Consider the following 23,088-nt stretch of genomic DNA (forward strand, 5'->3'; position numbering starts at 1 on the left):
TATGCCCTATGCCCTATGCCCTATGCCCTATGCCCTATGCCCTATGCCCGCGAGAGCACCTCATGTTACTGAGAAAGACTATACCAGATTTACCAACACAATTCGCCTAATAATTAAAACCCCCCTTTTTCAAGGGGGGTTAAAAGCCGAAAATCAGCTTGATTCTCCTTACATCGAAGAACCCAAACCGGCATAAGCACCGTAGAAGAAAAGACTCACAATGCTCAGAACACCGAGGCCTGCAACAGTAGCTACCAGCCACAAAGGAATTCTGCCACTTTCACTAAACATAGCCATCACCTCACTAATTTACAGGTAAACAAATTCGATCGAACTATCGAAAGCCAACTCAGACACCAGTTAATTAAAGAAATAACTGGAGAACAAAATACCCAAAACAAAAATCAGCAACAAACCCAAATACAAAGAAGTCCGGTTTAACTCAACAGGCTGCTCGTTGGGATTAGGAACGCGCTCAGGCATTGTAAACTCCTATCGTTGAATAAATTGCATTGCTGCGATCGCGCCCAAAAAGAAAATTGTTGGGACACCTAAAGTATGAACTGCCAACCAGCGCACCGTAAAAATAGGATACGAAATTGGCTCATTATTTGGGGTTCTGCTCGTCATTTTTCCAAATCCTTGTTAAATTACTTGGCGTTAATGAACTGATCTACTTGTTTCTTAGCTTCAAAGCGATCCGAGATAATCGGCACTTCTTCCCGCTGCTGTGTGAAATACTGGTTAGGGCGAGGAGTTCCGAAAGCATCGTAAGCCAAACCCGTTTGCACAAACAGCCATCCAGCAATAAACAAAGCCGGAATGGTGATGCTGTGAATTACCCAATAACGGATACTTGTAATAATGTCCCCAAACGGACGTTCTCCAGTTGTACCAGCCATTTAGAATCCTCCTTTCAACAACAAATTGACAGACAATCTCTCTTACTATTCTACTATCAAGCAGCTTGCGCTGAACCTTGATATTTAAGTAGAGTACCGCTCGCGCCGATCACAAATCCGCGATCGGGGCCCATAAAGACAATCCTGTAAAAATTAGCGGGAACATCTTCAACTTCGCGGTCTTTTAGCCAAGTTTTCCCGCCGTCCAAACTGCACAGCAAATTGCCGCCGCCGCCGGCTACCCAAACTTCATTATCAGTCCGGTAAGCCATGTCCAGCAAACCCCAACTCGCCTTGCGATCGGGAAAAAACGGTTTTCCCCAACCTTCAGGATTGGACGGGTCGCTAAACTGAATCTGACCGCCGCGGGCGAGCATCCACAAACGCCCGTCCTTGGTAAAGCCCATATTTTGCAGGCGGCGAGAACTATTGCGGTTGTGAGGTTCCCAAGCTTCTTGTCCTGGTTTCCACACCGAGTAGAAATTGCCCTTCGAGGAAACCGCAACATACTGCCCGTCTTCAGAACGGTTGATATTGCGAACTACCCCAAAAGAATCCTGCACGACAGCTTTCCAATTTTTGCCGCCGTCGGAAGTGCGGTAAATCGCCCCGACATCGGTCGTCATCTCGGCGGAATTCGGGCCCAAAGCCGCGATCGTACTCGGAGAACCGGGCAACTGAGAGCTCAAAGCAATCCGCGTCCAAGACTTGCCCTCATCGTTCGTGTGGAGCAAAACAGAAGGCTGGCCGACAATCCAGCCTTCGGAACCAGAAAAACTCACCGACGCAAAACGCGACCTCGGATCGTCGATATCCAGTGCTATGGACTTCCAGCTAGTACCGCCGTCGAGCGTTTCGAGCAGAGTCGCCTCAGAACCCACAACCCAGCCGTGCTGAGGATTGCCCGTAAAGGCAATATCCTGCAAATTAGCTTCCGTCGGCAAGGAAATCACTTGCCAGGGGTTGTAACTCACAGAACCGATGGTGCTGCAACTCGTACAGATGAGCGCAGCGGCCAATAACATTACAATTCGTTGCCAAAATCTCACAATCGTTTTACTGCAAACCATACATACTAAGTAACAACAAGAAACCAACGACCAAGCCGCCAAAAATCAGCAAACTTTTCTGACCTTCGGTCATGCCGTTGACACCGACACCGTAGCGCTGATTTGCCTTAAATCCCGATACCCCTTCCATCTGACCGAGATTTTGAAACATCGATTTGCGCGCCCCGCAAACGGGACACACCCAAGTCGGGGTCACATCTGTAAAAGCAGTGCCAGGGGCAATTGCATTTTTAGGATCGCCTTTTTTAGGATTGTAGACGTAGCCGCAGGCTCGGCACTCGTGCCGATCGAGGGTATTAGTCTCCGTGGCTCGATCGCTCATAAAATCTCTAGGAGTGTGGAAACCGCGTACCTTGATGGTCACGTATGAAACAGGACGCTGAATAAATTCAGAGTCCCCGAAAGGGGTTGGATAAGTAGAGGAGTAGTGCTTATCCATTTCCCTGTATGCCGGGAAGCGCCTTGCTACTCCAGTAATGTGAGCTTCGCCAATGTTATCGGTCGGTAATTTCCCAGAGACACTTCCTTAACCCCTTACAGATGTTTAATCCCTAGGTTACAGAGCAAGGAACTAGCTACGGATTCCTTGGTGTGAACTTGAACTCTTGCCGATAACGTAGCCCCGAAAGGGGACTGAGGCTGATCAACTTGGGGCTTCAGTTTTTATGCCCGAAGCCCGCGACTTGCCGTCGGGGGTAGTTGACAGCTCAAAAAGAGTAGGTAAGCTAATCTTAAAATATACATTAAAAATTATTGCAGAAGATGGAGGATTAATCTCAACTAACTCGTAATTTTAGCTACCCACAATCTATATAATGTAAAGACAAGTTACAGAACCCTTTCACCTAGGCAGTAATTATTCACCGTGTTTGCACTCAGCGGCTACGAGTATTTCTTAGGCTTCCTGTTAATTTCCAGCCTAGTCCCTATCCTCGCCCTCACGGCGTCTAAGGTACTGCGGCCCAAAAGTCGTCCCTACGACCGCCGCACTACCTACGAATCCGGCGTCGAGCCGATCGGCGGAGCCTGGATTCAGTTCAACATCCGATATTATATGTTCGCCCTGGTCTTCGTCATCTTCGACGTAGAGACCGTCTTCCTCTATCCTTGGGCGGTTGCTTTCAACCAGCTAGGACTGTTGGCTTTCATCGAAGCCTTGTTTTTTATCACGATCCTCGTTATTGCTCTTGTCTATGCATGGCGCAAAGGAGCCTTGGAATGGTCTTAAGTTCTGACAAATCACAAAAACCTCTAATTGTCAACCCCGCTATTCGCCCGGAAGTCACATCCCAACTCTCAGAGAACGTCATCCTGACAACAGTGGATGACCTCTACAATTGGGCGAGACTTTCGAGCCTGTGGCCGCTGCTTTTCGGCACAGCCTGCTGCTTCATCGAATTTGCAGCTTTGATCGGATCGCGCTTTGACTTCGACAGATTCGGCTTAGTACCGCGATCGAGCCCCCGGCAAGCCGACTTGATCATCACCGCCGGTACAATTACCATGAAGTACGCCCCCATCTTAGTGCGGCTGTACGAACAAATGCCGGAACCCAAATACGTCATCGCAATGGGCGCTTGCACCATCACCGGCGGAATGTTCAGCGTAGACTCCCCCACAGCAGTCAGAGGCGTTGACAAACTGATTCCCGTAGACGTGTACATCCCCGGCTGTCCCCCCCGCCCAGAAGCGATTATTGACGCAATTATCAAACTGCGGAAAAAAATCGCCAACGATTCTATGCAAGAACGGGCCAATTTGCTGCCAACCCACCGCTACTACACCAGACCCCACAAAATGAAAGTAGTAGACGACATCTTGGATGGCAAATATTTGTCAATTCCCGGCCGGATGGCGCCGCCGAAAGAATTGACGGAAGCGATGGGAATGCCAGTACCGCCGGCCCTGCTTGCAGGACAAAAACAGGAGGTAAACCGTGGCTGAGACAGAAACCTCAATTGTTGAAGCCGGGAAGGTTTCCCAGTGGTTGACTCAGAATGGCTTTGAACACGAAGCTTTAGCGGCCGATAATTTGGGCGTGGAGATATTAAAGGTCGATCGAGACTTCTTAATTCCAATGTCAACAGCACTGTATGCCTACGGGTTTAATTATATGCAGTGCCAGTGCGCCTACGACCAAGGGCCGGGAGAAGATTTAGTCAGCGTTTACCACTTGGCTAAGCTGACAGATAATGCTTCCCATCCCGAAGAAGTCCGCGTCAAAGTATTCATACCCCGCGAAGATCCCAGAGTGCCATCTGTCTACTGGATTTGGAAAGCAGCCGACTTTCAAGAGCGGGAATCCTACGATATGTACGGCATTGTCTACGAAGGACATCCGAATCTGAAACGGATTTTGATGAACGAAGATTGGGTAGGCTGGCCGCTGCGGAAAGATTACATTTCCCCTGATTTCTACGAATTGCAAGACGCTTATTAAGGGAGTTTTGAGTTTTTAGATCAAAATACAGTTGGTCGTTTTGCACCCACTTCTTTGAGGAGTGGGTGCAATTTTTTTGCTCCTTTCTGGAAAACCCTCGATTGCACGGTATTTCTAAAAAGGCACTCGCCCAAGACAAAACTATTTTAAATTGATGCCGGAAAACCCTGAGTAGATTTGTAAAAATGATTAATATTTGAGATTCATTGAACACTAAGGAGTTAAAAATGCTAACCAAACCGACAACTCCACTCAGTAAAAGAGAACCCGACGGATTCCTCAAAATCAGTCTAAATCTCACAATGGGAATTGGAATTACTACCTTTATTGCAGCCTTAACTTTAATCGCTGTTCATTTTTATGACTCAAAATCACAATACCGAGACACTTTAAATTTTGCGGTAACTACATTAGCTACTGCCGCAGGAATATCTAGTGCCGTATATGCTTTGCGGGGAATCGAAATCAATTTAGAGGACAAAAAAATCGATCGAACCTTACGTTACATACAAATATGGAACGATCCTAGCTATTTTAGTGTTCGACAAATTGCCGCAAAAATTCATAAAGATCTCAAACCGCTAGATGAGACCAAAAGTAATGAGTACATGAATCAGATATATGCAGATGCAGAGAAAAAGCAGGAAATAGTCAATATTCTTAATTTTTTAGAAGAAATGTCTATGTGTGTCCATTTCGGTCTCGTTGACGAAAAATGTTTGAAAGAGTTTTATCGATATATAGTTTGTACTTATTGCGATACCTTCACGCTCTTTGTTCACCGATCGCGAAGAGACAAACAGAGCCCGAGGCTTTACATCCACTTAACAGATCTATGTGAGCAATGGAGACATTAATTACCCGACTTTTTATTGTTTGTAAAAGGTTTTACCGAGCGGATTCAGGATCGAACTGAGTCAAATGAAGAAAACAATCTGGAAATATTTCCGGATTGTTTCTCGACAAAGGGAATAGTCAATTAAATGAAGTGTAAACTGAGCCATAAAAAGGTGCATCAGTCTCATTGAAGGTCTTTACTACTCTGGAGACAAGGACGTAGTTGTGCTTTTTGTGTTGTAATAAAAGGAGAAATGATGAAACGATTTACTTGTTACTCAATCGACTTACTTTTTGAAGGTGATACAGGCTTCTAAAACCTGTTGGCTTTTGTCTGTCATTAATGATTATTAGTGTAGCAGATGCGATAGAAAGTCACCTATCTTGAAAATCGCATCCAACCGTGACAATTGTCACGAAAGCTAACATTTTCATACTCGACAGAACCGCTAATTTTTGCAGAGAGTGAGGGGCAACTCACTTTCTGCACTTGACTTTTACCTAATTCCCTAGAACTCATCAGCCTAATTTCCATCTAGAGAGTTAGGTTGATGAGTATCTCCGTATTTCTCCACCCTCACACATCCAAGTTTATAGATCTCCCTCAAAATATGAAGGCGATCCCATTTGTTGATTCTCAGCATTACTTAACAGCGTAATCGACAAGCCCGATGCCACTCGCTCGTTATCTTTTTTGTTAAAGTCCTTCATTTTCTGCTTTCTCCAAAATGTAGATGGATCGGAAAACCTAGCTTGAGAACGGGGCAAAATGCTTCGAGCGCAGTACATTTTGTTTGGAAAATCATAGAAGCCTCTCAATAATCTGAGATTGAGCCACATCCTGAACCATTCCAAGTCAAATAAATCTGCAAAACACCAAACTTACATTGCAACACGCTAAAAATTATCGTTTGGCCCGACTTCAGCTAAGTTATGATGCGTCATCGACTAGCTTAAACATGGAGAAATCCCGATCGAGTTGGCGACCAATCATAGACTTAACTCCGTTTTAAGGGTTTAGGCAATCATACGCAATTAAAAAAATGATAGTCCAAAAAACCTCTCTATGTCAACTTTTTTTGTTAACGAGTTTTAGAGAAGTCTTTGGATTATACAAGACTGAGCTCATTGAGCTATCAGCCTATGATTTGTCGCATTTACCAATATAAAACAAATCGCAATAAACGTCAAGCTTGTCGATGATATACGGCATCAACTTTAACGAGCCTCATCTCCGCTCGTTAGTGATATCGATCGCTTGAAGAGCAGATTGAAATCCTTTCCGGTATCCAGAATAAACTGTGTACCGATAATTAACATCAGTTATTTTACTGAAAAAAGCAAACTCGATATTTCAGAACCTAGTTAACTCTACTATTTAACTTCCAAGCACAGCCTGGGAACCCATGTTCAGAGGCTCTGCCTCGCTTGCTTTAGAAAACAGGAGGCTCTCGGATCTACTCTGTTTCAGTCTCCTCGCGGGGAAAAGGTAGTATGTCGCGAAACTTTAATTTCCAGAAAGTCAGCCTGCATCACAAATTTCAAGATAAACTGAGGGCTGCTTATTAGTATCAGCTTTTCTATGCTCATTCCAAATGCAAAGAATGCAGTTGTTGATATTCGTAAACTTCGTGACTACTGCCTCAATCCAGAACACGACGATGGCAAACACAAAGCGCGGCTTTTTTCGTCAATTCTTGGCATGACACCTGACAATGCTGAGGAATTGCGCCAAAATTTGGTTGAAGTTATTCAAACTCACGAAGTTCAGTTAGGGAGGCGGGATGGGTTCGGGCAACGCTACATCCTAGATTTCACGATTGAATGGCAAAATAGAAGTGCAACCCTTCCGAGTGGCTGGATTATTGAGCATGATTCCGAGATTCCGAGATTAACAACCTGCTATCCTCTGTAATGTCTGGAGGTAATAAAAGTGGCAAAGAATACAATTAAATTACTCGATGTCGTTGCCTTGACAGTTGATGTTCCTGAATACAATCTCTGGCGCGGACAAGTAGGGACAGTGGTGGAACTGTTGGCTGATGGTGCAGCGTTTGAGGTTGAATTTAGCGATCGCAACGGACGCACTTATGAATCTGTTGGGCTGTATCCAGAGCAAATCATGGTGTTGTATTTTGAGCCAGCATCACCTGATATCAAACCAGAAATGGTTACAACATAAGTCGCACAATAACTTGTGGACTTTATAAAAAATGGAAATTTGTAACCGCTGATGCACGCAGATAAACGCAGATAGATAGAGATATAATTTATATTATCGGTATTTCTGAAAACCTATGACTCAAGCTTTACCCAAACTCGTAAACTTCGAGGAATTTGTGGAGTGGCTGCCTGAAAATTCGGCGGTACGCTACGAACTGCATAATGGAGATATTGTTGAGATGGCACAACCAGTAGGCGAACATGAGGAAGTTAAAGGCTTTCTTACAATCAAAGTTTCCGTTGCAATCGATCGTCTGGGGTTGCCATACAGTATCCCCAACCAAGCGATAGTTAGACCTCCTGAAAAAGATTCTGGGTATTTCCCCGATGTGTTGGTGCTAAATCGTGCAAATCTGGTAAATGAGACATTGTGGCAAAAACAATCTATCCTCAGTTGGGGTGCATCGATACCGTTGGTAATTGAGGTTGTGTCAAGTAATTGGCGCGATGATTACTATTTGAAATATGCTGATTATGAGGAGATGGGTATCCCTGAATATTGGATTGTGGATTATGCTGCGTTGGGTGGACGCAATTTTATTGGCAATCCCAAACAACCGACAATTTCTGTCTGTAACTTGGTTGATGGTGAATATCAAGTCCTCAAGTTTCGAGAGAACGATCGCATTGTGTCGCAAACTTTTCCCGATTTGAACCTCACAGCAAATCAGATTTTTCAAGCTGGTTTAGTGTAAGCGGATCTCTCGTAAATTTGGATTTTTTAACCGCTGATGCACGCAGATAAACGCAGATGAGTACACAGGAATTACTTATAAAAAGCAAAGAAACCGGGTTTTTGACCTCGCAAAAAAACCCGGTTTCTGACTACTCGTGCGTCAGCCTTATAAACGTAAAATATCGTTTATAAGGCTGAATGATTAAACCACAGAGAACACAGAGGACACAGAGTCAGAGATTGAGAGAGATGAATAATTTCGATGCCAATGGATTTGAGATCGGAACATTTGTCATAGCAATCCGCGATAGCGAATAAACACCAACAGCACCGCCCACGATCCTAATGCGACTTTGACTGCAACCAGGATATTGAGCAAGGGGAGAATGCCACCGCTGAAAAGTGTGCCTAACTCTCCGTGCGGTAACTCATATCCTGACAGAGTGATAACGGACAATACAATGAAAACAAGTACCGAAACTTTCTCCAAAGTCGCGGCGTGCCAGCGCTGGTAGATTTCTTGCATCCACTGCGGTGATGAGGTAATCGCCACCAAGCCGATCGCAGTTCCCCCCGCTACACCCGCTGCAAAACCACCGCCTGGACTTAAATGCCCGCGAATTGCTAGTTCGACACCCACCAACGCGGCAATCGTCGCTCCCAATCGCGCCAAAATAATCGATGGTTGATCGGTAAACTGATATATGGCGCAGGACGGCTGTTCATTGGCTAGCATAAAACTTGCACCCAAGATGGCGATCGTAAATACTACGACTTCAAAGATCGTGTCGTACAGCCGATTTCGCAAAATGATACCGGAAACCGCATTGGATACTCCACTATCTTGAACAACTAATTCGACGATCGAACTTTGCTGCGATAACTCCATTGTGGGATTGGCGATTAGCAGCATTTTGATAAACAGCGCTATCCCTGATAAAAAGTAAACCCACTTCATCAATGTTTGTCCTCTGCGTCTGGTGTATTTACATAGGTTAGGGTTGTCCCTGGTGATGAAAGTTCGGTTTGCATGATGTCGTAGACACGCCGAACTCTGATTGCGGTGTTATAAAGTTGCGCTTCGCCGCTGTGTTCCAATTGGCTTTGTGGCGCACAAGCTGCATGAACTTCTTTTTCCCTCAGCGCCCGCTGCAATGCCTGTGCACTCGCATAGGGAACGAGTTCCAGGCGCATATGGCGTTTCTCAAAAACTGTGCGGATGTCATCTATCAGTTGCTTAAAATGACCTGCGGTTTTGTCGTTTGGTATAGCATCGCCCTCTGTCCCCTCTTCGATTACACCCAGACGCAGCACGAAGGATGAACGCACCGTCACTGCATAAAGTGTAATCGCGAGTAGAGTACCCATCAAGGCTTCGGTCAAGCCCACATCCCCCGCGCCTAAAATTGTATACACCAAGGCGGCGATCGCTCCCAATACCCCCCGCAGCAGCAATGCGTGGTATGGATTGACCTGAAATACCACCATACCAGCAGCTAAGGGTAGCAGAGCGACGAGGACATAAATGTAGCTATTATCGTTCATAGTCAGTCCCTGTTTTGGAACAATAGGCCAACACATATCCCAGCATTGTGTTCCAGGTTGCTAAGCAAATGAGCGCCAGAATCAGCAGGGGCCATTTACTGGGTATTTGCAGCAGCAATCCGACGACTATCGCGATCGAACCCAGCGTATCTGCTACCGAAAGACTGTGCAGTTTATATAAAACCGATCGCTTCCCAAGTAGGTAAGAAGTACCCCAAAACCAGAAAAAAATCCCTATACCGATGCAGGTATAGCTCAATACATCTATTACGATCATGCTTCACTGATACGTTTGATTATTTGTGCCAACAACATCAATCCAGCATTACCCACACTGAGGATAATCGCCGCCACCACACCGATCATCCAATCATCGCGCCAGACGGATATGACGAGAGCGATGATTGCCGCCTTGGTCGAAATACTGGCAAAAGCCAACATTGTCTGCCAGATATCATGATCTTTCCATACCTCGTACATGGGTATGAGCAGAGCCAGAATCATGGCAATTAGAATCAAGTTGTTCAAGTTGTTCAATTGTGTGCACTCCTGCTTTTTTCTTACTTAATATCGGGGCGGGCTCGCGTGCCCAACCCCCTACACCCCACAAGAAACTCTTGAGAATAGTGCAACTTAATAGACCTCTGCCATCATTGTGGAACAGGCATCCTGCCTGTTCTTGACGGGCTGTTTCGCGGGTGGGGGCGGGTTTATTTAACCTGTCTGCAATCTTTAAAGCTATTGGTGAACCCGCCCCTACAGATTCTTGAGAATGATCCAATATCGAGCGTGTAAATAAACTCGGGTATGTCACAAAATGTAAAGTATCGTAACCCCTGCGATAGAGCACTTTTACTAACTGCGGACATACTTACGTATTTTATCGCCTATCTACTTATTTATTTCTCCCTTCTCTGCGTTCTCTGCGTTCTCTGCGGTTAAATAATTCCGAAAAAACTTCAGCTAATTACTCGAAGTCCGCCGCACTCGGTGTACTTCGTAAAAACCCTCTTCGTGATATTTCACGACAATCGTCTTAGGAGTAAAAGTGATCAGGAATACATCTAAGAATATCAGCAAGGGCGATCGATGATTTGGCACTTTTTCCATGATCACATCTTCGTGTCTATGGGGGCGGAAGATGAGTTCAAAAGCTTCCAGATAAGCTATCGGAATCGCCATCAAGATTTTACCGAACACCCCCAACCATTCTCTCAAAGGTTCCGGGGGTGAGTAGCTGCGCGGCAACAGGAAAGCAATGATGAAGCCGATCGCAATATTTGCCAAACTAAAATCGGCTGTGAGTAGAAACCAGATCGTCAGTCTTAATATTAGCTGTCCAATCATGTTGAGAATGCCATCCAGAATAGTAGGAGCGAAATCAAGCTCATAAAACCGACCAAATGCTCGAATTGTTCAAGCATACGTGGCAGTTTGATTGCCGTGCGTTGAAAAATTAGAAAATAGGCTGACCAACCAACGCCGATGATGGCGATCGCCTTAAGCATATTTTCCAGCGTATAAGCCTGAAGATCAAAAGCATTGGCTCCAATCAGCCCAGCTAGCAATAGCAAAACCGCTGGCCAAAAACCGGGTTTGACTACTGTTTGTCCGCCACGAGGTAGAAAGATGAATTTAGCAAAAGAGATTGCTGTTCCGACTGCTGCGACATTCATCCCGATCGTTTGCCAGGAGCCCAAATTCTTCACCGTTAACGTTTTTGCCCCAAAGCCAACCAACATGGGAAAGCCAGAGATTGATAAGCTAGCTATGACTAAGGCAATCCAGATCTTGGTATCGATCGGCTTCTGTTTCAATTCTTTCAGATTACGACTCGGTAACGATCCTGCAATCAGAAACAGCGACGATTTGACCAAACCGTGGGCCAGCGCATAAAACCCACCCACCGACGGTGCAGCGAGGATAAAGCCCAACTGCGAAACCGTGTGAAAAGCCAACATCCGTTTGGTATCTTTTTCTAAAACCGCATAGAACACGCCCAGCAGCGCCGTCCCGACGCCAAAGATTTGGACGATGGGTGCCACCTCCTCCACCATCAGGGCACAGCGCACGAGGGGATATACCCCCGCTTTGACCACAATCCCTGACAGCAAAGCCGACACAGGCGTTTCTGCTTCCGAGTGAGTTAACGGTAGCCATAACCCCGATACAAACACACCTCCCTTAACCAAGAGTCCCATAAAGATCAGAGCGATCGCTTCCGGGGGTGCTGCGCCCAAGCCTGCAAAACTAAACGAATGACTTGCCTTATAAACCAGCACGGCACCGACTAGATAAAACAGCATTGCCGTGTTGCTAATAAATAGATAGCGCAAAGCTACCCAAATCGATCGATCGGTGCGAGGATAGGCAATCAAGAGAAACGCCGCAATGCCACTTACCTCTAACCCCACATATAAACTGATAAAGTCAGTAGAGGCAAAGGCCGCATTCAGGCTGCCGTGTACCATCAGAATCTGTGCATAAAAAAATGCCGTCTTATCTGTGGGCCAACAGTAGATAATCACCGCTGCTGTGACTAAGGCATTGGTTAAGATGAAATACCCGCTCAAGCGATCGACTAACAACGTGACACTGAAATTATCCAGTAACTCCAGCGTCACCGCTGACGGCATAACAAAAAGCTGGAACGCATAGGCAGCGGACGCGATCGCTCCGAATATTGCGAGATACTTGTCAAACTTCGGAATCAAATAAATAGTAAACCCGACAAAAAACGGGAGTCCAATCCAGGCTAGCGTCAGGGTATTCATGGGGTATTATTCATCTCGATTTCGTTACTTTCTAATGTCGGATTATCTCGTGCCAGCTTCATCACACTGACCAGCATTAAAGCCTGAATTGAAAAGCCGATCACGATCGCCGTTAAGATCACCGCTTGGGGAACCGGATCGGCGTAAGCGACAACATTTTTCCCCTTTGAAATAATTGGTGTCAGCAAGCCTTCTCGCGATGCCACCACCACGTAATAGGCGATAACCCCTGTACTCATGACATCCATACAGACGATTTTCATGAGCAGGTTCTTTTTAAAGATGATACCAAAAAATCCGCAAAATACTGTTGCCAATACCAATGCTTCTAACATGGAAATTGCGTGTTGGATAAGGGGTTTTTGTTATTATATTTGAATTAGCGTATATTATTTCTAATTGGACTTAGACATTTTCTAGCCCCTAAAAGGTCTGAAAAGCTGTCTAGGTAAGGGAAAGAGTTTTATGCCCCGTCAGAGCTGAAACCCTTGTCAGTGCTGGAGCTATCCCAATTCAAGCTCAAACCGTTTACCTGTCTTGGTTTGCAGCCATTTCTGACCGGATTTTTGTCTAAGTCCCGTTAGCGAATCTGTGGCCGACAACGAAGTCCGATCGTCCATCTTTCCCCGGTTTCTGACCACTCGTTCCTCCAGGAGTGTTCAATTTAACTGGGGCGAACTTCAGTAACTTCAATCATTCCGCAAGGCGGCGATCGGATCTAAGCGAGCCGCATTCCGAGCCGGTAGCACTCCAGCTAATAAGCCTACAGTAAAAGATAGCCCAAAACCTGCCGCGATCGACCATACAGAAACCACAAACGGAAATTTGAACGCTGTCGAGGCCCCAAAGGCGATCGCAACTCCCAACCCAATACCCGCCGTTCCCCCCACCGTGGAAACTAAAATAGATTCCGCCATAAATTGAATGAGAATTGCTGCATTAGTAGCGCCTACCGCTTTGCGAATCCCGATTTCCTTAGTGCGTTCCACAACAGACACCAACATAATATTAGCAATACCGATGCCGCCAACCACCAAAGAAATTCCGGCGATCGCACCCACCATAACCGTAAATAAACCTATCACATTGCTGAAAGTATTAACTATCTCAGCTTGATTTACAACTCGAAAATCATCCGGTTGTGGCGGATAAATATTGTGGCGCAAGCGCATGATATTTTCAACTTGAAATTGAGCATCCGCCAACTCCGATTCGTCGGCAGTTTCCAACCAAAAACCCGATATTGCAATCCCCGCTAAAGAATTTCTCCCCACAATCCGCGAAGACATATTTTTGAGAGGAATATACACTCGATCGTCCTGATCGGTTCCCCCTACAGACCCCTTGCTTTCCATCACCCCAATGACCTTGTAGCGGTTTCCCTGAATGCGAATATCAGAGGATAGCGCATTAACTCCGGCTCCAAAAAGTTCGTCCCGCACCTTAGAACCGAGGACAACTACTGGCTCAGCAGCATTCAATTCATCCTCGTTAAAAAACCGTCCTTCTTGGGGTTGAATGTTCTTCACATCGGGATAATTTAAATCCGTTCCCAAAATCGAAGTAAATGAATTTTGTCCGCCGTAAACCACTTGCACTTGGCGCTGCAAATAAGCCGAAATCGCCTTAACAGCAGGAGCTTGTTTGCCGATCGCCCTAGCGTCATCCCAAGTAAGAGTAGTAGCAGAACCGCTTCCCTGACTGACACCACCCGATCGCGAAGCGCCGGATAAAACCAACAGCACATTTGTACCCAAAGCCTTTAACTGTTCTTCAGTTGATTTTTGTACACCCTGTCCCACCGAAGTAATAGCAATTACCGAAGATATCCCAATAATTACGCCCAGCATAGTTAAACTGGTACGCAATTTGTTATTCCAAAGCGCCTCTGTCGCCATGAACGCGATTTGAACGTTAGAGATTTTGTTGGTGGGGGGACGAGTCTGTAATTTCATGTTATTAGTGATTAGTTATTTGTTATTTGGTGGCAACTTCTAAGGATTCTGCCTAAATTGACCCCTAATTTATCACCTGACGATGCAACCGGAAACGATAGGATTTGTGGCACGACCCGCCGGGGGTTGAAACCCCCGTCTCATAGCTAAAGTCGGTTGAAACCGACTGAAAATTCGTCTAAAATCGATGTACATCAACTAACTCTTCAGTCCTCTGAAAGAGGACTTTCGCTATGAGACAGGGATTTCAATCCCTGGCGGACTCTGCGACGAACCAACTAGCCCCTACTGCGCGGACTGACTACTAACGCAAGCGTGTTCCCCCACCCGGTTGCAAACCCGGAATCCCGCCCGACGAGGGATTTTGAGATCTAGGCCGCAATCCGGGGGGGAAACTCATCAGCACTTTTTCATTTCCTTTCAAACCCGATCGCACTTCCGTCTTGTCATCCACCGTGATACCCGTCTTAATCGGCATAAAAGCAGGTTTGCCATCTTCTCCACCGGGAACATAAACCCCCGTTTCCCTTTGCTGGCGGACAATTGCCGCAGTCGGAACTACCAAAACATTTTTGAGTTCACCAGCCTTAAACTCAACATTCACATTCATGCCCGATCGCAGCATTTGTTTATCATCATTAATAATTGCCGCTTTTACCTCAAAACTTGTCACATTTTGCTGGACGATCGACTGAGGCGAAATTTGAGTGATTTTACCTGTAAAAGTCTTTCCCGCAAAAGCATCGGCTTGAATAGATGCAGCCTGGCCCATCTGAATCTGAGAAATATTAGTTTCTGCTACGTTTGCTACTAATTGATTTTTTGAAGCTAAAGACAAAATCGAAGAAGAAGTCGCCGAAGAAACCGCACTACCTGCCGTAGTGGGAGTCACAAAAGCGCCCGGATCGGCGTACTTGCGGGTAACAGTGCCGGTGAAAGGAGCCCGTAACACAGTGTCGTCGATCAGCGCTTGAACGCTTTGCAGGCTGCCTCTAGCGGCGAGAACTTGGGCGCGGGCTTGGGCGATGTCTTCGGGGCGAGAACCAGCTTCTAGCAGCGCCAAAGCTTGCTGTTTTTGCTCCACTGCAGCCCGCCCCGCAGCGATGTCTTCCGGGCGTGCGCCCGATCGCGCCAGGGCCAAAGCTTGCCGTTTTTGCTCCACAGCAGCCCGCCCCGCAGCGATGTCTTCCGGCCGTGCGCCCGATCGCGCCAGGGTCAAAGCTTGCCGTTTTTGCTCCACAGCAGCCCGCGCAGAAGCGATTTCTTCAGGGCGAGCACCCGCTTGCAGCAAAGCTACAGCTTGTTCGGCTTGCCTGACTTGCGTTTGAGCTCGATCGCGCGCGGTGCGGGAGTTGTTGACAACTTGCAAAGCAAGGGCTCCGGCATTATAGAGTTCCTGATTTCTCTGAAAGTCTTCCTCTGCTTGGTTTTTGGCGTATTCGGCATCTCTGAGTTTGGCGATCGCTTGGGCGATGTCTTCAGCCCGATTGCCCTTTAGCAATTTTTGTAAATTAGCCTGTTGTTCAGCTAGTTGTGCCTCGGCTACGGCAATATCTTGGGTTCGATTGCCGTTGAGCAATTTTTGCAAAGTTGCCTGTTGTTCTGCTACTTGTGCCTCAGCTACAGCAATGTCTTGGCTTCGATTACCGTTGAGCAATTTTTCCAGACTTGCCTGTTGTTCTGCTAACACTGCCTTAGCCACAGCAATGTCCTGCGATCGAGTGCCGTTGAGCAATTTTTGCAGGTTTGCTTCCGCGGCTGCGAGTTGTCCGCGAGTTTGGGTAAGTTGCCCTTGGAGGTTGGAGTCGTCCATGTAGGCGAGAATCTGCCCTTTTTCAACTTTATCTCCTTCCTTGACAAGCAAACTTTTGAGCATTCCTGAAGTTTTGGGGCTGACGTTAACGGAACGTTCGGGCACAATTGTGCCGTTTGCCGAAATTGTAATCGGCAGGTTCACCCTTTCTACAGCAACGGTTTTTTCCTTGCGCCTGGTTTCGCGGCTGGATTTGACTGTGAGTTGGCTGTAAGCTGTGTAGCCTACTCCTGCCAGCAGGGAAGCGGCAAGCAGCCCGCTAACCCACGGAGTCAGCTCTTTTTTAATCTGAAAGTGCTTTACGAAGTACATATCAATTAGACCTGATGGGTCTGTCTTGAATTTAGACCGATCGGGAACACAAAAGGTTCAATTGAAGTCTGATTATGTTTTTTCGGTTGTAGCGCAGGTATCTTCGGATAATTTTGAAGAATTAAGTACATCAGCTACCATTAATGAGGCTGCACTACTGGTTCAAGAAGGTTGATTAACAGTAAGACTTTTTCTGACATTTGCTAACAATCACTTACATTGGCCTTCTGGTCTTCATGTCATATAGAATGAATTTAGCCACTCAGATGTAGGTGAAAAACCTTGGTAGTACGCAACCGCTATATAAATAAGTTGCCTCTACATTATCAAAGCAAATAATCAGATTGGCGTGGGGCTGTAAGCGATAACCAAGCTGAAGGCAAGAATATAAGTGCTTGTAGAAAATTCTACGGGCATCGGTTGATACGCCTTGGTTGAGCTCATATCTCAACTTATGTATTTGTTAGCAAATGTTAGCAAAAAAGTATCGGTTGAGGCACAGTAAAGTATTTGCTTACTTTTGCTAATGTATGCTACTATTGGCTACAGGGCTTATGTACCACTCAGACTCATCAGTCGAATTTCTGGGCTTGCATCCACACACCCTAAGAAGATATGCAGACTCCGGGAAAATCAAAAGCATCAAAAATGAAGCAGGGCAAAGACTCTACGATGTCGAGTCCTACCAGCGCGGTGCAGCTAGAACTACCGTTGTTTGCTACTGTCGCGTCAGTTCACCCAAGCAGCGAGACGACCTCGCTCGACAAGTTGACGACCTGCGACAGCAATACCCCGACGCCGAAATCATCCAAGATATCGGGTCGGGACTCAACTTTAAGCGAAAAGGACTGCAAGCCTTACTGGTCAGATTTATGCGCGGCGAACAGCTCACGATTGTTGTTGCCTGTCGCGACAGATTGTGCAGGTTCGGATTTGAACTATTCGAGTTCATGGCCGGGCAAAACGGTGGACAAATCGTGGTTCTTGACCGAACTGTTCACTGCCCGGAAACCGAACTCACAAGCGATATTCTCGCCATCCTTCACGTCTTCAGTTGCAGAATGCACTCCCGGCGAAGTTACAGCAAGAAGATCAAGGAAGATCCGTCTATTCCTAAATCCTGAACAAAAAGCTTTAATCAAGCAGTGGTTTGGAGTGAGTCGTTTTGTCTACAACACGACCATCAAATACCTCCAAGAACCAGGCACAAAAGCTAACTGGATGACGCTCAAAACTGGAATACTTAACAGTTTGCCAGAATGGGCAAAACCTGTACCTTTCCAGATCAAATCGATTGCCATCAAAGATGCTTGCTCAGCAGTTAAGGCGGCTAAGCAGGGTTTCAAAAAAGATGGCCAACTCCGCAAATGCAAATTTCGCAGTAGAAAAGACACAAAACAGTCTATCTATGTGCCAAAAGCATCTATAAAAGACTGCGGTGTCTACCATTCCATTTTAGGTAAGTGTCAGTTAACAGAATCTTTGCCTGAAAATTTTAGTGATGGAAGGTTGACTCTCGCTTACGGGGAATACTACCTAGTTGTTTCTGAAGAAGTGCAACAAACCAAGACCGATAAACAAGGTCGGCTAGTTGCCTTAGACCCCGGTGTCCGCACGTTCATGACGTTTTTCTCTGAAGATTCCTATGGCTGGCTCGGCAATGATTCTAATTTGTACATCCAGAAATTGTGTTTTCGGTTAGACAAGTTGGTATCGAAAATATCTAAAGCCCCCAGTCGGCAAAAAAGAAGATTCAAAAAAGCAGCCAGCAGGCTTCGTTGCAAAATTAAGAATTTGGTCAGAGAGTTGCATCACAAAGTAGCTAAGTTTTTAGTTGATCATTTTGATGTAATCTTGCTGCCTAGGTTCGAGACTTCTCAAATGGTGTCCAAGTCGCGCCGTAAGTTGAGAAACAAAACGGTGAGACAAATGTTGACTCTCAGCCATTACGAATTTAAAAATTTTCTCAAGTGGAAAGCTTGGGAAAATTCAAAACTCGTGATTGACTGCAACGAAGCTTACACTTCTAAAACGGTGTCGTGGACGGGTGAAATTGTCAAGAATTTAGGTGGAGCTAGAACTATTAAGTCCGCAGCCACCGGATTGAAGATGGATAGGGATCTAAATGGTGCTCGCGGGATTTTTCTGCGGGCATTGGTTGACACGCCTTTGTTGAGAGATTCTCTCAACTTATATGTTTGTTAGCATTTGTTAGCAAAAAAGTGTCGGTGTGAAATATCGTACTTTCCCAGCCGTCAATATCGGATTACTTGCCATAGGTTGACGCTGCAGTGTAGAATCATCCGTAGCAGCCAGCCAGCTAACACGGTCAGGACTAAGACCCCAAAAAACTGCTCTGTTAAAGTCTCATGACCGAAAGCATCCAGGATACCCGCCACGTGATTCATCCGTCCAGAAATAAAAAACCTGTATCCGATGAAACTTGCCGAACGTATTAATCTCGCGCAAGTCAATGCTTCAATTCTTTAATCTAAAATCTAAAATCATCTAAAATCATCTAAAATCGCTTGACCGAAGAACGAGCCCGCCGGGCCCCTGGCTTTAGACACGGGGATAAGTCGGCAGCGGTTTCAACCGCCTCCAGCATTTAACAAATCTTAATGCAAAATTAGTGTAGTATGCAGGTTCGTGCTGTATAACTATAATATGAGCGTTAATTACAAATCAAACAAAAATGTTGTTTACTCGTGTAAATACCATATTGTGTGGTGTCCGAAATATCGCCGAAAGGTTTTAATTGAGGGTGTCGATACCCGATTAAAGGAAATACTGTTAGAGGTGGCGACCGAGTTTAACAGTGAATTAATCGAGATGGAAGTAATGCCAGATCACGTTCACCTTTTGAGCGAGTGCGATCCTCAGTTTGGGATTGCCAAGCTGATTCGGTACATGAAGGGGCGTTCTTCTCGATATCTTCGCCAAGAATTTCCTTGGCTAAAAAGTCGATTGCCAACTCTATGGACGAATAGCTACTTTATTGCAACTGTTGGCGGTGCGCCAATTTCAGTAATTAAGCAGTACATTGAGAATCAGAAAAATGTCTAGTTATGGATGCCAGCAAAATCTAATCAGTCCAAGTCGAGAGCTAAGAAGCGTACTGGAATTTGTATGCGAAGAGTCGAACAAGTTAGCTAACTGCGGGACTTACTATTCTCTGGAGTTATATTTTAAAACCGGGAGAATTCCTAGCAAGTATGACTTACACAAGTTGTTCAAGGATAATCTTCACTTTAAAGCACTATATTCCCATGTTGCTCAACAAACGTTGACCAGCGTTGCGGAATCTTTTAAGTCGTACATTGGGCTGTTAAAAGGAATCAAGGGTGGTACGGTAACGCAACATCCTAAACTACCAAAATACCGCAAAAACAGCTTAAAACTTGTAACCTTCCCAAAGGCAGACGTAAAGCTAAAGAATGGACAATTGAGATTCCCGTTGGGAAGTAAGGTCAAACTCTGGTTTGGAATTGGTGAATTTTATTTGCCAATGCCATCTAACCTAGACTACAAGGCAATTAGAGAGATTCGCATTTTACCAAGAAATAAACAATTTTATGTCGAGTTTGTCTACCAACTTCAGTCAACAGCAGTTGAGCTGGATGTTAGTAAGGCTCTGGGTATCGATCCAGGATTGAATAATTGGTTAACTTGCGTTTCCAATGTAGGAACAAGTTTTATCGTAGATGGACGGCATCTAAAATCATTAAACCAATGGTATAACAAGCGGGTTGCGTCGATCAAAGAGCATAGATATCAAGGCTTTTGGTCTAAGCGATTGGCAAAAATCACGGAAAAACGAAACAGACAAACGAGAGATGCTGTTAACACTTCTGCTAGATTAGTATTGAATCATTGCCTAGAAAACCAAATAGGTACAATTGTTTTTGGCTGGAACAAGGGAATGCGCCAAGAAATAAGTCTTGGTAACAAAACCAATCAAAATTTTGTGCAAATTCCTACCGCTCGATTGAAGGACAGGATTTCCCAGCTTTGTGAACAATATGGTATCCAGTTCATTGAAACTGAAGAGAGCTATACAAGTAAGGCGAGTTTTTTAGATTCGGATGAACTACCTAAGTGGGCGTGAAAAAACTGAAGGGTGGAAAGAATCAGGAAAGCGCATAAATCGCGGACTGTATCGCTCAAAAGACGGAAGCAAAATTAACTCAGATTGTAATGCTGCTGGAAATATTTTGCGAAAAGTAGCGACAACTTTAGGGTTATGCCTTAAAAGAGTCAGTAGAGGCGCTTTGATTTCGCCTTTGAAAGTTCGTATTTGGACTCTTCAAGAATCCCCGTCCCTTTAGGGCTGGGGAGTATCAACGTTAACTGTAACTTTGTTTGGCATGGATATAACACGCTCTTTGCTTCCTTTCCCGGATAAAACAATGATTTAGGTCTGTTGGAAGCTGTCTTAAACCATAGGAGTTAAATTATAATGATTTCTTTCTCTAAGCTCGGGAACTACGGAAGACTCGGTAATCAATTATTTCAATACGCATTCCTTAGAATAACAGCACGGCGTTTGGGAACCCAATTTTTTTGCCCTAAGTGGGATGGAGATGATATCTTCAACCTTAATGACGAAGGTGAGCGTGCTAGCGAACCCTCCGGGATTATTCATTATTTCGACCCCCATCCTCAAGCTGGCTTTACATCCGAAGCACTTTCCATCGGAGACCACACTGAAATTCAAGGGTTCTTTCAATCTGAAAAATATTACTCAGACAAGCGACTTGTACGTGAGTGGTACACGTTCAATAACGAGATTGTCACGGAGGTCGAAAAACTCTACGGCGACATTTTGCAAAGGGATTGTGTCAGCTTTTCGCTCCGCCTCGATACCGACTATGGCAATACCCGAGAATATTTCCCGCTTTACCCGCTTTCTTTTTACAAGAAGTCCTTAAGTGCGATCGACCCCCAAGGTCCCATTCTTGTCTTCTCCGATCGTCCCGATTTAGCCAGAGAATTTCTTCGTGACCTTCAAGGGCAGGAATTTATCTTTGTAGATAACCTGAATGGTCCTCAGCAGCTTTATTTAATGACCCGATGTCGAGCTAATGCTATTACTAATTCAACGTTTTCCTGGTGGGGCGCTTGGTTGAACGGACACCCAGAGAAGATAGTAGTAGCCCCGACAGATTGGTGCCGCCCAGGCGTGCCAAACCCGGTTGAAGATATTCTATGCGATGATTGGGTCAAGCTCTCAGGCACTCATCCCATCTTAGATCACTTTCAAGTATGGAGGCTCAGACACCCCGTCGCGACAGTCAACAGGCTCTTGAGTCGTTTCCAAAAATAGATACTTGACCAGGAGAATCATAACAGGTTAAGTCTAATAGACATCTCCGAGAAATCCCAAACCATTAACATGATGGGTTTGTAGCGGTTTGAGCGCAGTTGTCAAACCGCTACAAAGCGCGATTTTCAGTTTTTGGATCTCTCGTTATATCATTTCCGGTTACACTCATACATGATGTTGACGGTTGACGGTTGACTGTTCACGGCGTCAACAGTCAACCGTCAACCGTCAACAGTGAACTCGAATTTACTATTCCGATGCTAACGGATTTGATATTAAATCTTGATTTTTCGTTTTTTTAGAGAGAAAAACCTTGAAAACATCCGTAAACATCAGATTGATTTTGCCGATGTTCCCGCGATGTTTGATGGTGAAATGCTGATTGAGCTCTTCCGATCGTTTTGATTATGGCGAATATCGCTGGTTTGGAATCGGTTTTCTCGGTTCTGGAATAGCGGTAGTAGTCTGGACATCACAGTAAGTTTCCGCCTAATCAGAATTTAGCTCCGTAAACCGAAAAAATAGGTGCAACAAAAGTTATTAATAACAAGTGAAATCTATTACTTTTGTTGCTAGAGTTATTGTATTGAAAGAATTCTCAGCAAATATAGTCAACTAATCAATTAGCTACAGGAGAAACCTCATGGCTGTATATTTAATCGCAGACGTTAAAGTTACCGATGATGCCTGGATTCCTGACTACGCAGCAAATGTTCACGATATCGTACATAATCATGGGGGGAAATACCTTTCCCGCAGTGGCAATATTACGACTATTGAAGGCGAGGAACTAGAAACAACGCTGGTTGCCTTGGTGGAATTTCCTTCTATGGAGGCAGTGCAAGGGTTTTGTAACGATCCAGCCTATGCAAAATATCGTCAAGCTCGGCAGGCTGGTAGTATCAGCCGGCTCCATGTAATCGATGATACTGATGTCGCAGGAACCATACCCTATTTACCAAAAGGTTAATATCGTCAATTGTATGGTGTATTGCGAAGACCCATTGGGCAATATTGTCGAGATTTATAGCCACAGCTACGAATTGAAATATTCTGCTGGAGCTTATATGATGTTCGGGCGATCGCATATCAGATCGCATCGATCGAACTTGTGAAAAGTTCGATCGCGCATTTCCTACTTAGGAGCGCGAATTAAATAACTTACAATTTTAATTGTTATTGTGGGATGGGCGTCCCGCCCGTCCAAAAAGGACG

General features: G+C 45.3%; 28 protein-coding genes. 13 read left to right on the forward strand and 15 right to left on the reverse strand.

Features of this window, described 5'->3' with window-relative positions; all coding sequences use genetic code 11:
• Window positions 1-168 precede the first annotated feature (168 nt).
• The 6 genes from QUA00_RS31060 to QUA00_RS31085 form a co-directional block, all read right to left on the reverse strand.
• Entirely contained in the window at window positions 169-291 is a 123-nt protein-coding gene (locus QUA00_RS31060; RefSeq protein ID WP_006635506.1) for a photosystem II reaction center protein J, read from the reverse strand.
• A 69-nt stretch (window positions 292-360) separates the two neighbouring features.
• The gene (locus QUA00_RS31065) at window positions 361-483 is read right to left on the reverse strand and encodes a photosystem II reaction center protein L (RefSeq protein ID WP_015176850.1); all 123 of its coding nucleotides are present in this window, start codon (window positions 481-483) and stop codon (window positions 361-363) included.
• A gap of 9 nt (window positions 484-492) precedes the next feature.
• Window positions 493-630: a cytochrome b559 subunit beta gene (gene psbF, locus QUA00_RS31070; RefSeq protein ID WP_006635504.1), complete on the reverse strand. Its 138-nt coding sequence runs from the start codon at window positions 628-630 to the stop codon at window positions 493-495.
• 20 nt (window positions 631-650) lie between these two features.
• Entirely contained in the window at window positions 651-902 is a 252-nt protein-coding gene (psbE, locus tag QUA00_RS31075; protein ID WP_333139432.1) for a cytochrome b559 subunit alpha, read from the reverse strand.
• Between the two features lie 56 nt (window positions 903-958).
• Window positions 959-1,972, reverse strand: coding sequence for a photosynthesis system II assembly factor Ycf48 (locus QUA00_RS31080; RefSeq protein WP_333070732.1), 1,014 nt, complete (start codon window positions 1,970-1,972; stop codon window positions 959-961).
• A complete protein-coding gene (locus QUA00_RS31085; RefSeq protein WP_333052113.1) occupies window positions 1,959-2,294 on the reverse strand; it encodes a rubredoxin in 336 nt (111 codons plus the stop codon). The genes QUA00_RS31080 and QUA00_RS31085 overlap by 14 nt, the downstream gene beginning before the upstream one ends.
• A 543-nt stretch (window positions 2,295-2,837) precedes the next feature.
• Here QUA00_RS31085 and ndhC point away from each other — a divergent pair.
• From ndhC to QUA00_RS31120, 7 genes are all read left to right on the forward strand, one after another.
• Window positions 2,838-3,200, forward strand: coding sequence for a photosynthetic/respiratory NAD(P)H-quinone oxidoreductase subunit C (ndhC, locus tag QUA00_RS31090; protein ID WP_006635500.1), 363 nt, complete (start codon window positions 2,838-2,840; stop codon window positions 3,198-3,200).
• On the forward strand, window positions 3,191-3,916 hold the full coding sequence (ndhK, locus tag QUA00_RS31095) for a photosynthetic/respiratory NAD(P)H-quinone oxidoreductase subunit K (RefSeq protein ID WP_333139428.1): 726 nt from the start codon (window positions 3,191-3,193) through the stop codon (window positions 3,914-3,916). The genes ndhC and ndhK overlap by 10 nt, the downstream gene beginning before the upstream one ends.
• Complete coding sequence (locus tag QUA00_RS31100; protein ID WP_333084555.1) at window positions 3,909-4,412, forward strand: NAD(P)H-quinone oxidoreductase subunit J; 504 nt, start codon at window positions 3,909-3,911, stop codon at window positions 4,410-4,412. The genes ndhK and QUA00_RS31100 overlap by 8 nt, the downstream gene beginning before the upstream one ends.
• Before the next feature lie 227 nt (window positions 4,413-4,639).
• The gene (locus QUA00_RS31105; protein WP_333412253.1) at window positions 4,640-5,269 is read left to right on the forward strand and encodes a DUF4760 domain-containing protein; all 630 of its coding nucleotides are present in this window, start codon (window positions 4,640-4,642) and stop codon (window positions 5,267-5,269) included.
• A gap of 1,562 nt (window positions 5,270-6,831) precedes the next feature.
• Window positions 6,832-7,164: a DUF6883 domain-containing protein gene (locus tag QUA00_RS31110; RefSeq protein ID WP_333412254.1), complete on the forward strand. Its 333-nt coding sequence runs from the start codon at window positions 6,832-6,834 to the stop codon at window positions 7,162-7,164.
• A gap of 18 nt (window positions 7,165-7,182) precedes the next feature.
• Window positions 7,183-7,431, forward strand: a complete 249-nt coding sequence (locus tag QUA00_RS31115) for a DUF4926 domain-containing protein (RefSeq protein WP_333052104.1) — start codon at window positions 7,183-7,185, stop codon at window positions 7,429-7,431.
• 115 nt (window positions 7,432-7,546) lie between these two features.
• Complete coding sequence (locus QUA00_RS31120; protein ID WP_333139422.1) at window positions 7,547-8,167, forward strand: Uma2 family endonuclease; 621 nt, start codon at window positions 7,547-7,549, stop codon at window positions 8,165-8,167.
• Window positions 8,168-8,440: 273 nt separating this feature from the next.
• On the opposite strand, the gene QUA00_RS31125 is transcribed toward QUA00_RS31120, so the two are convergent.
• From QUA00_RS31125 to QUA00_RS31165, 9 genes are all read right to left on the reverse strand, one after another.
• Window positions 8,441-9,106: a Na(+)/H(+) antiporter subunit B gene (locus QUA00_RS31125; RefSeq protein WP_333412261.1), complete on the reverse strand. Its 666-nt coding sequence runs from the start codon at window positions 9,104-9,106 to the stop codon at window positions 8,441-8,443.
• Window positions 9,106-9,693: a DUF4040 domain-containing protein gene (locus tag QUA00_RS31130; protein ID WP_333412255.1), complete on the reverse strand. Its 588-nt coding sequence runs from the start codon at window positions 9,691-9,693 to the stop codon at window positions 9,106-9,108. The genes QUA00_RS31125 and QUA00_RS31130 overlap by 1 nt, the downstream gene beginning before the upstream one ends.
• Window positions 9,683-9,970, reverse strand: coding sequence for a monovalent cation/H(+) antiporter subunit G (locus tag QUA00_RS31135; protein WP_333139416.1), 288 nt, complete (start codon window positions 9,968-9,970; stop codon window positions 9,683-9,685). Before QUA00_RS31135 ends, QUA00_RS31130 begins: the two co-directional genes overlap by 11 nt.
• Window positions 9,967-10,197 carry a hypothetical protein gene (locus QUA00_RS31140; protein ID WP_333052300.1) on the reverse strand — a complete coding sequence of 77 codons (231 nt, stop codon included), beginning with the start codon at window positions 10,195-10,197 and terminating at the stop codon, window positions 9,967-9,969. The genes QUA00_RS31135 and QUA00_RS31140 overlap by 4 nt, the downstream gene beginning before the upstream one ends.
• Before the next feature lie 459 nt (window positions 10,198-10,656).
• Entirely contained in the window at window positions 10,657-11,040 is a 384-nt protein-coding gene (locus tag QUA00_RS31145) for a Na+/H+ antiporter subunit E (protein WP_333139414.1), read from the reverse strand.
• Entirely contained in the window at window positions 11,037-12,467 is a 1,431-nt protein-coding gene (locus tag QUA00_RS31150) for a cation:proton antiporter (protein WP_333412256.1), read from the reverse strand. Before QUA00_RS31150 ends, QUA00_RS31145 begins: the two co-directional genes overlap by 4 nt.
• The gene (locus QUA00_RS31155) at window positions 12,464-12,802 is read right to left on the reverse strand and encodes an NADH-quinone oxidoreductase subunit K (protein WP_333052085.1); all 339 of its coding nucleotides are present in this window, start codon (window positions 12,800-12,802) and stop codon (window positions 12,464-12,466) included. The genes QUA00_RS31150 and QUA00_RS31155 overlap by 4 nt, the downstream gene beginning before the upstream one ends.
• Window positions 12,803-13,156: 354 nt before the next feature.
• Entirely contained in the window at window positions 13,157-14,422 is a 1,266-nt protein-coding gene (locus tag QUA00_RS31160; RefSeq protein ID WP_333412257.1) for an ABC transporter permease, read from the reverse strand.
• A 304-nt stretch (window positions 14,423-14,726) separates the two neighbouring features.
• The gene (locus QUA00_RS31165) at window positions 14,727-16,547 is read right to left on the reverse strand and encodes an efflux RND transporter periplasmic adaptor subunit (RefSeq protein ID WP_333412258.1); all 1,821 of its coding nucleotides are present in this window, start codon (window positions 16,545-16,547) and stop codon (window positions 14,727-14,729) included.
• A 554-nt stretch (window positions 16,548-17,101) separates the two neighbouring features.
• On the opposite strand from QUA00_RS31165, the gene QUA00_RS31170 reads away from it, so the two are divergent.
• The 6 genes from QUA00_RS31170 (at window position 17,102) to QUA00_RS31195 (ending at window position 22,843) form a co-directional block, all read left to right on the forward strand.
• Window positions 17,102-17,671 (forward strand): IS607 family transposase, encoded by a 570-nt coding sequence (locus QUA00_RS31170; RefSeq protein ID WP_333412259.1) that lies wholly within the window; start codon window positions 17,102-17,104, stop codon window positions 17,669-17,671.
• A 31-nt stretch (window positions 17,672-17,702) separates the two neighbouring features.
• Window positions 17,703-18,752 (forward strand): RNA-guided endonuclease InsQ/TnpB family protein, encoded by a 1,050-nt coding sequence (locus QUA00_RS31175; protein ID WP_445305775.1) that lies wholly within the window; start codon window positions 17,703-17,705, stop codon window positions 18,750-18,752.
• Between the two features lie 462 nt (window positions 18,753-19,214).
• Complete coding sequence (tnpA, locus tag QUA00_RS31180; RefSeq protein ID WP_333309858.1) at window positions 19,215-19,613, forward strand: IS200/IS605 family transposase; 399 nt, start codon at window positions 19,215-19,217, stop codon at window positions 19,611-19,613.
• On the forward strand, window positions 19,606-20,655 hold the full coding sequence (locus tag QUA00_RS31185; protein WP_333139397.1) for a transposase: 1,050 nt from the start codon (window positions 19,606-19,608) through the stop codon (window positions 20,653-20,655). The genes tnpA and QUA00_RS31185 overlap by 8 nt, the downstream gene beginning before the upstream one ends.
• A 438-nt stretch (window positions 20,656-21,093) precedes the next feature.
• Window positions 21,094-21,873: an alpha-1,2-fucosyltransferase gene (locus tag QUA00_RS31190; protein ID WP_333412260.1), complete on the forward strand. Its 780-nt coding sequence runs from the start codon at window positions 21,094-21,096 to the stop codon at window positions 21,871-21,873.
• A 643-nt stretch (window positions 21,874-22,516) separates the two neighbouring features.
• The gene (locus tag QUA00_RS31195; protein WP_333139393.1) at window positions 22,517-22,843 is read left to right on the forward strand and encodes a DUF1330 domain-containing protein; all 327 of its coding nucleotides are present in this window, start codon (window positions 22,517-22,519) and stop codon (window positions 22,841-22,843) included.
• Window positions 22,844-23,088 lie beyond the last annotated feature (245 nt).

Source organism: Microcoleus sp. T2B6, assembly GCF_036700475.1.
In the GTDB taxonomy this organism is placed as follows: domain Bacteria; phylum Cyanobacteriota; class Cyanobacteriia; order Cyanobacteriales; family Microcoleaceae; genus Microcoleus.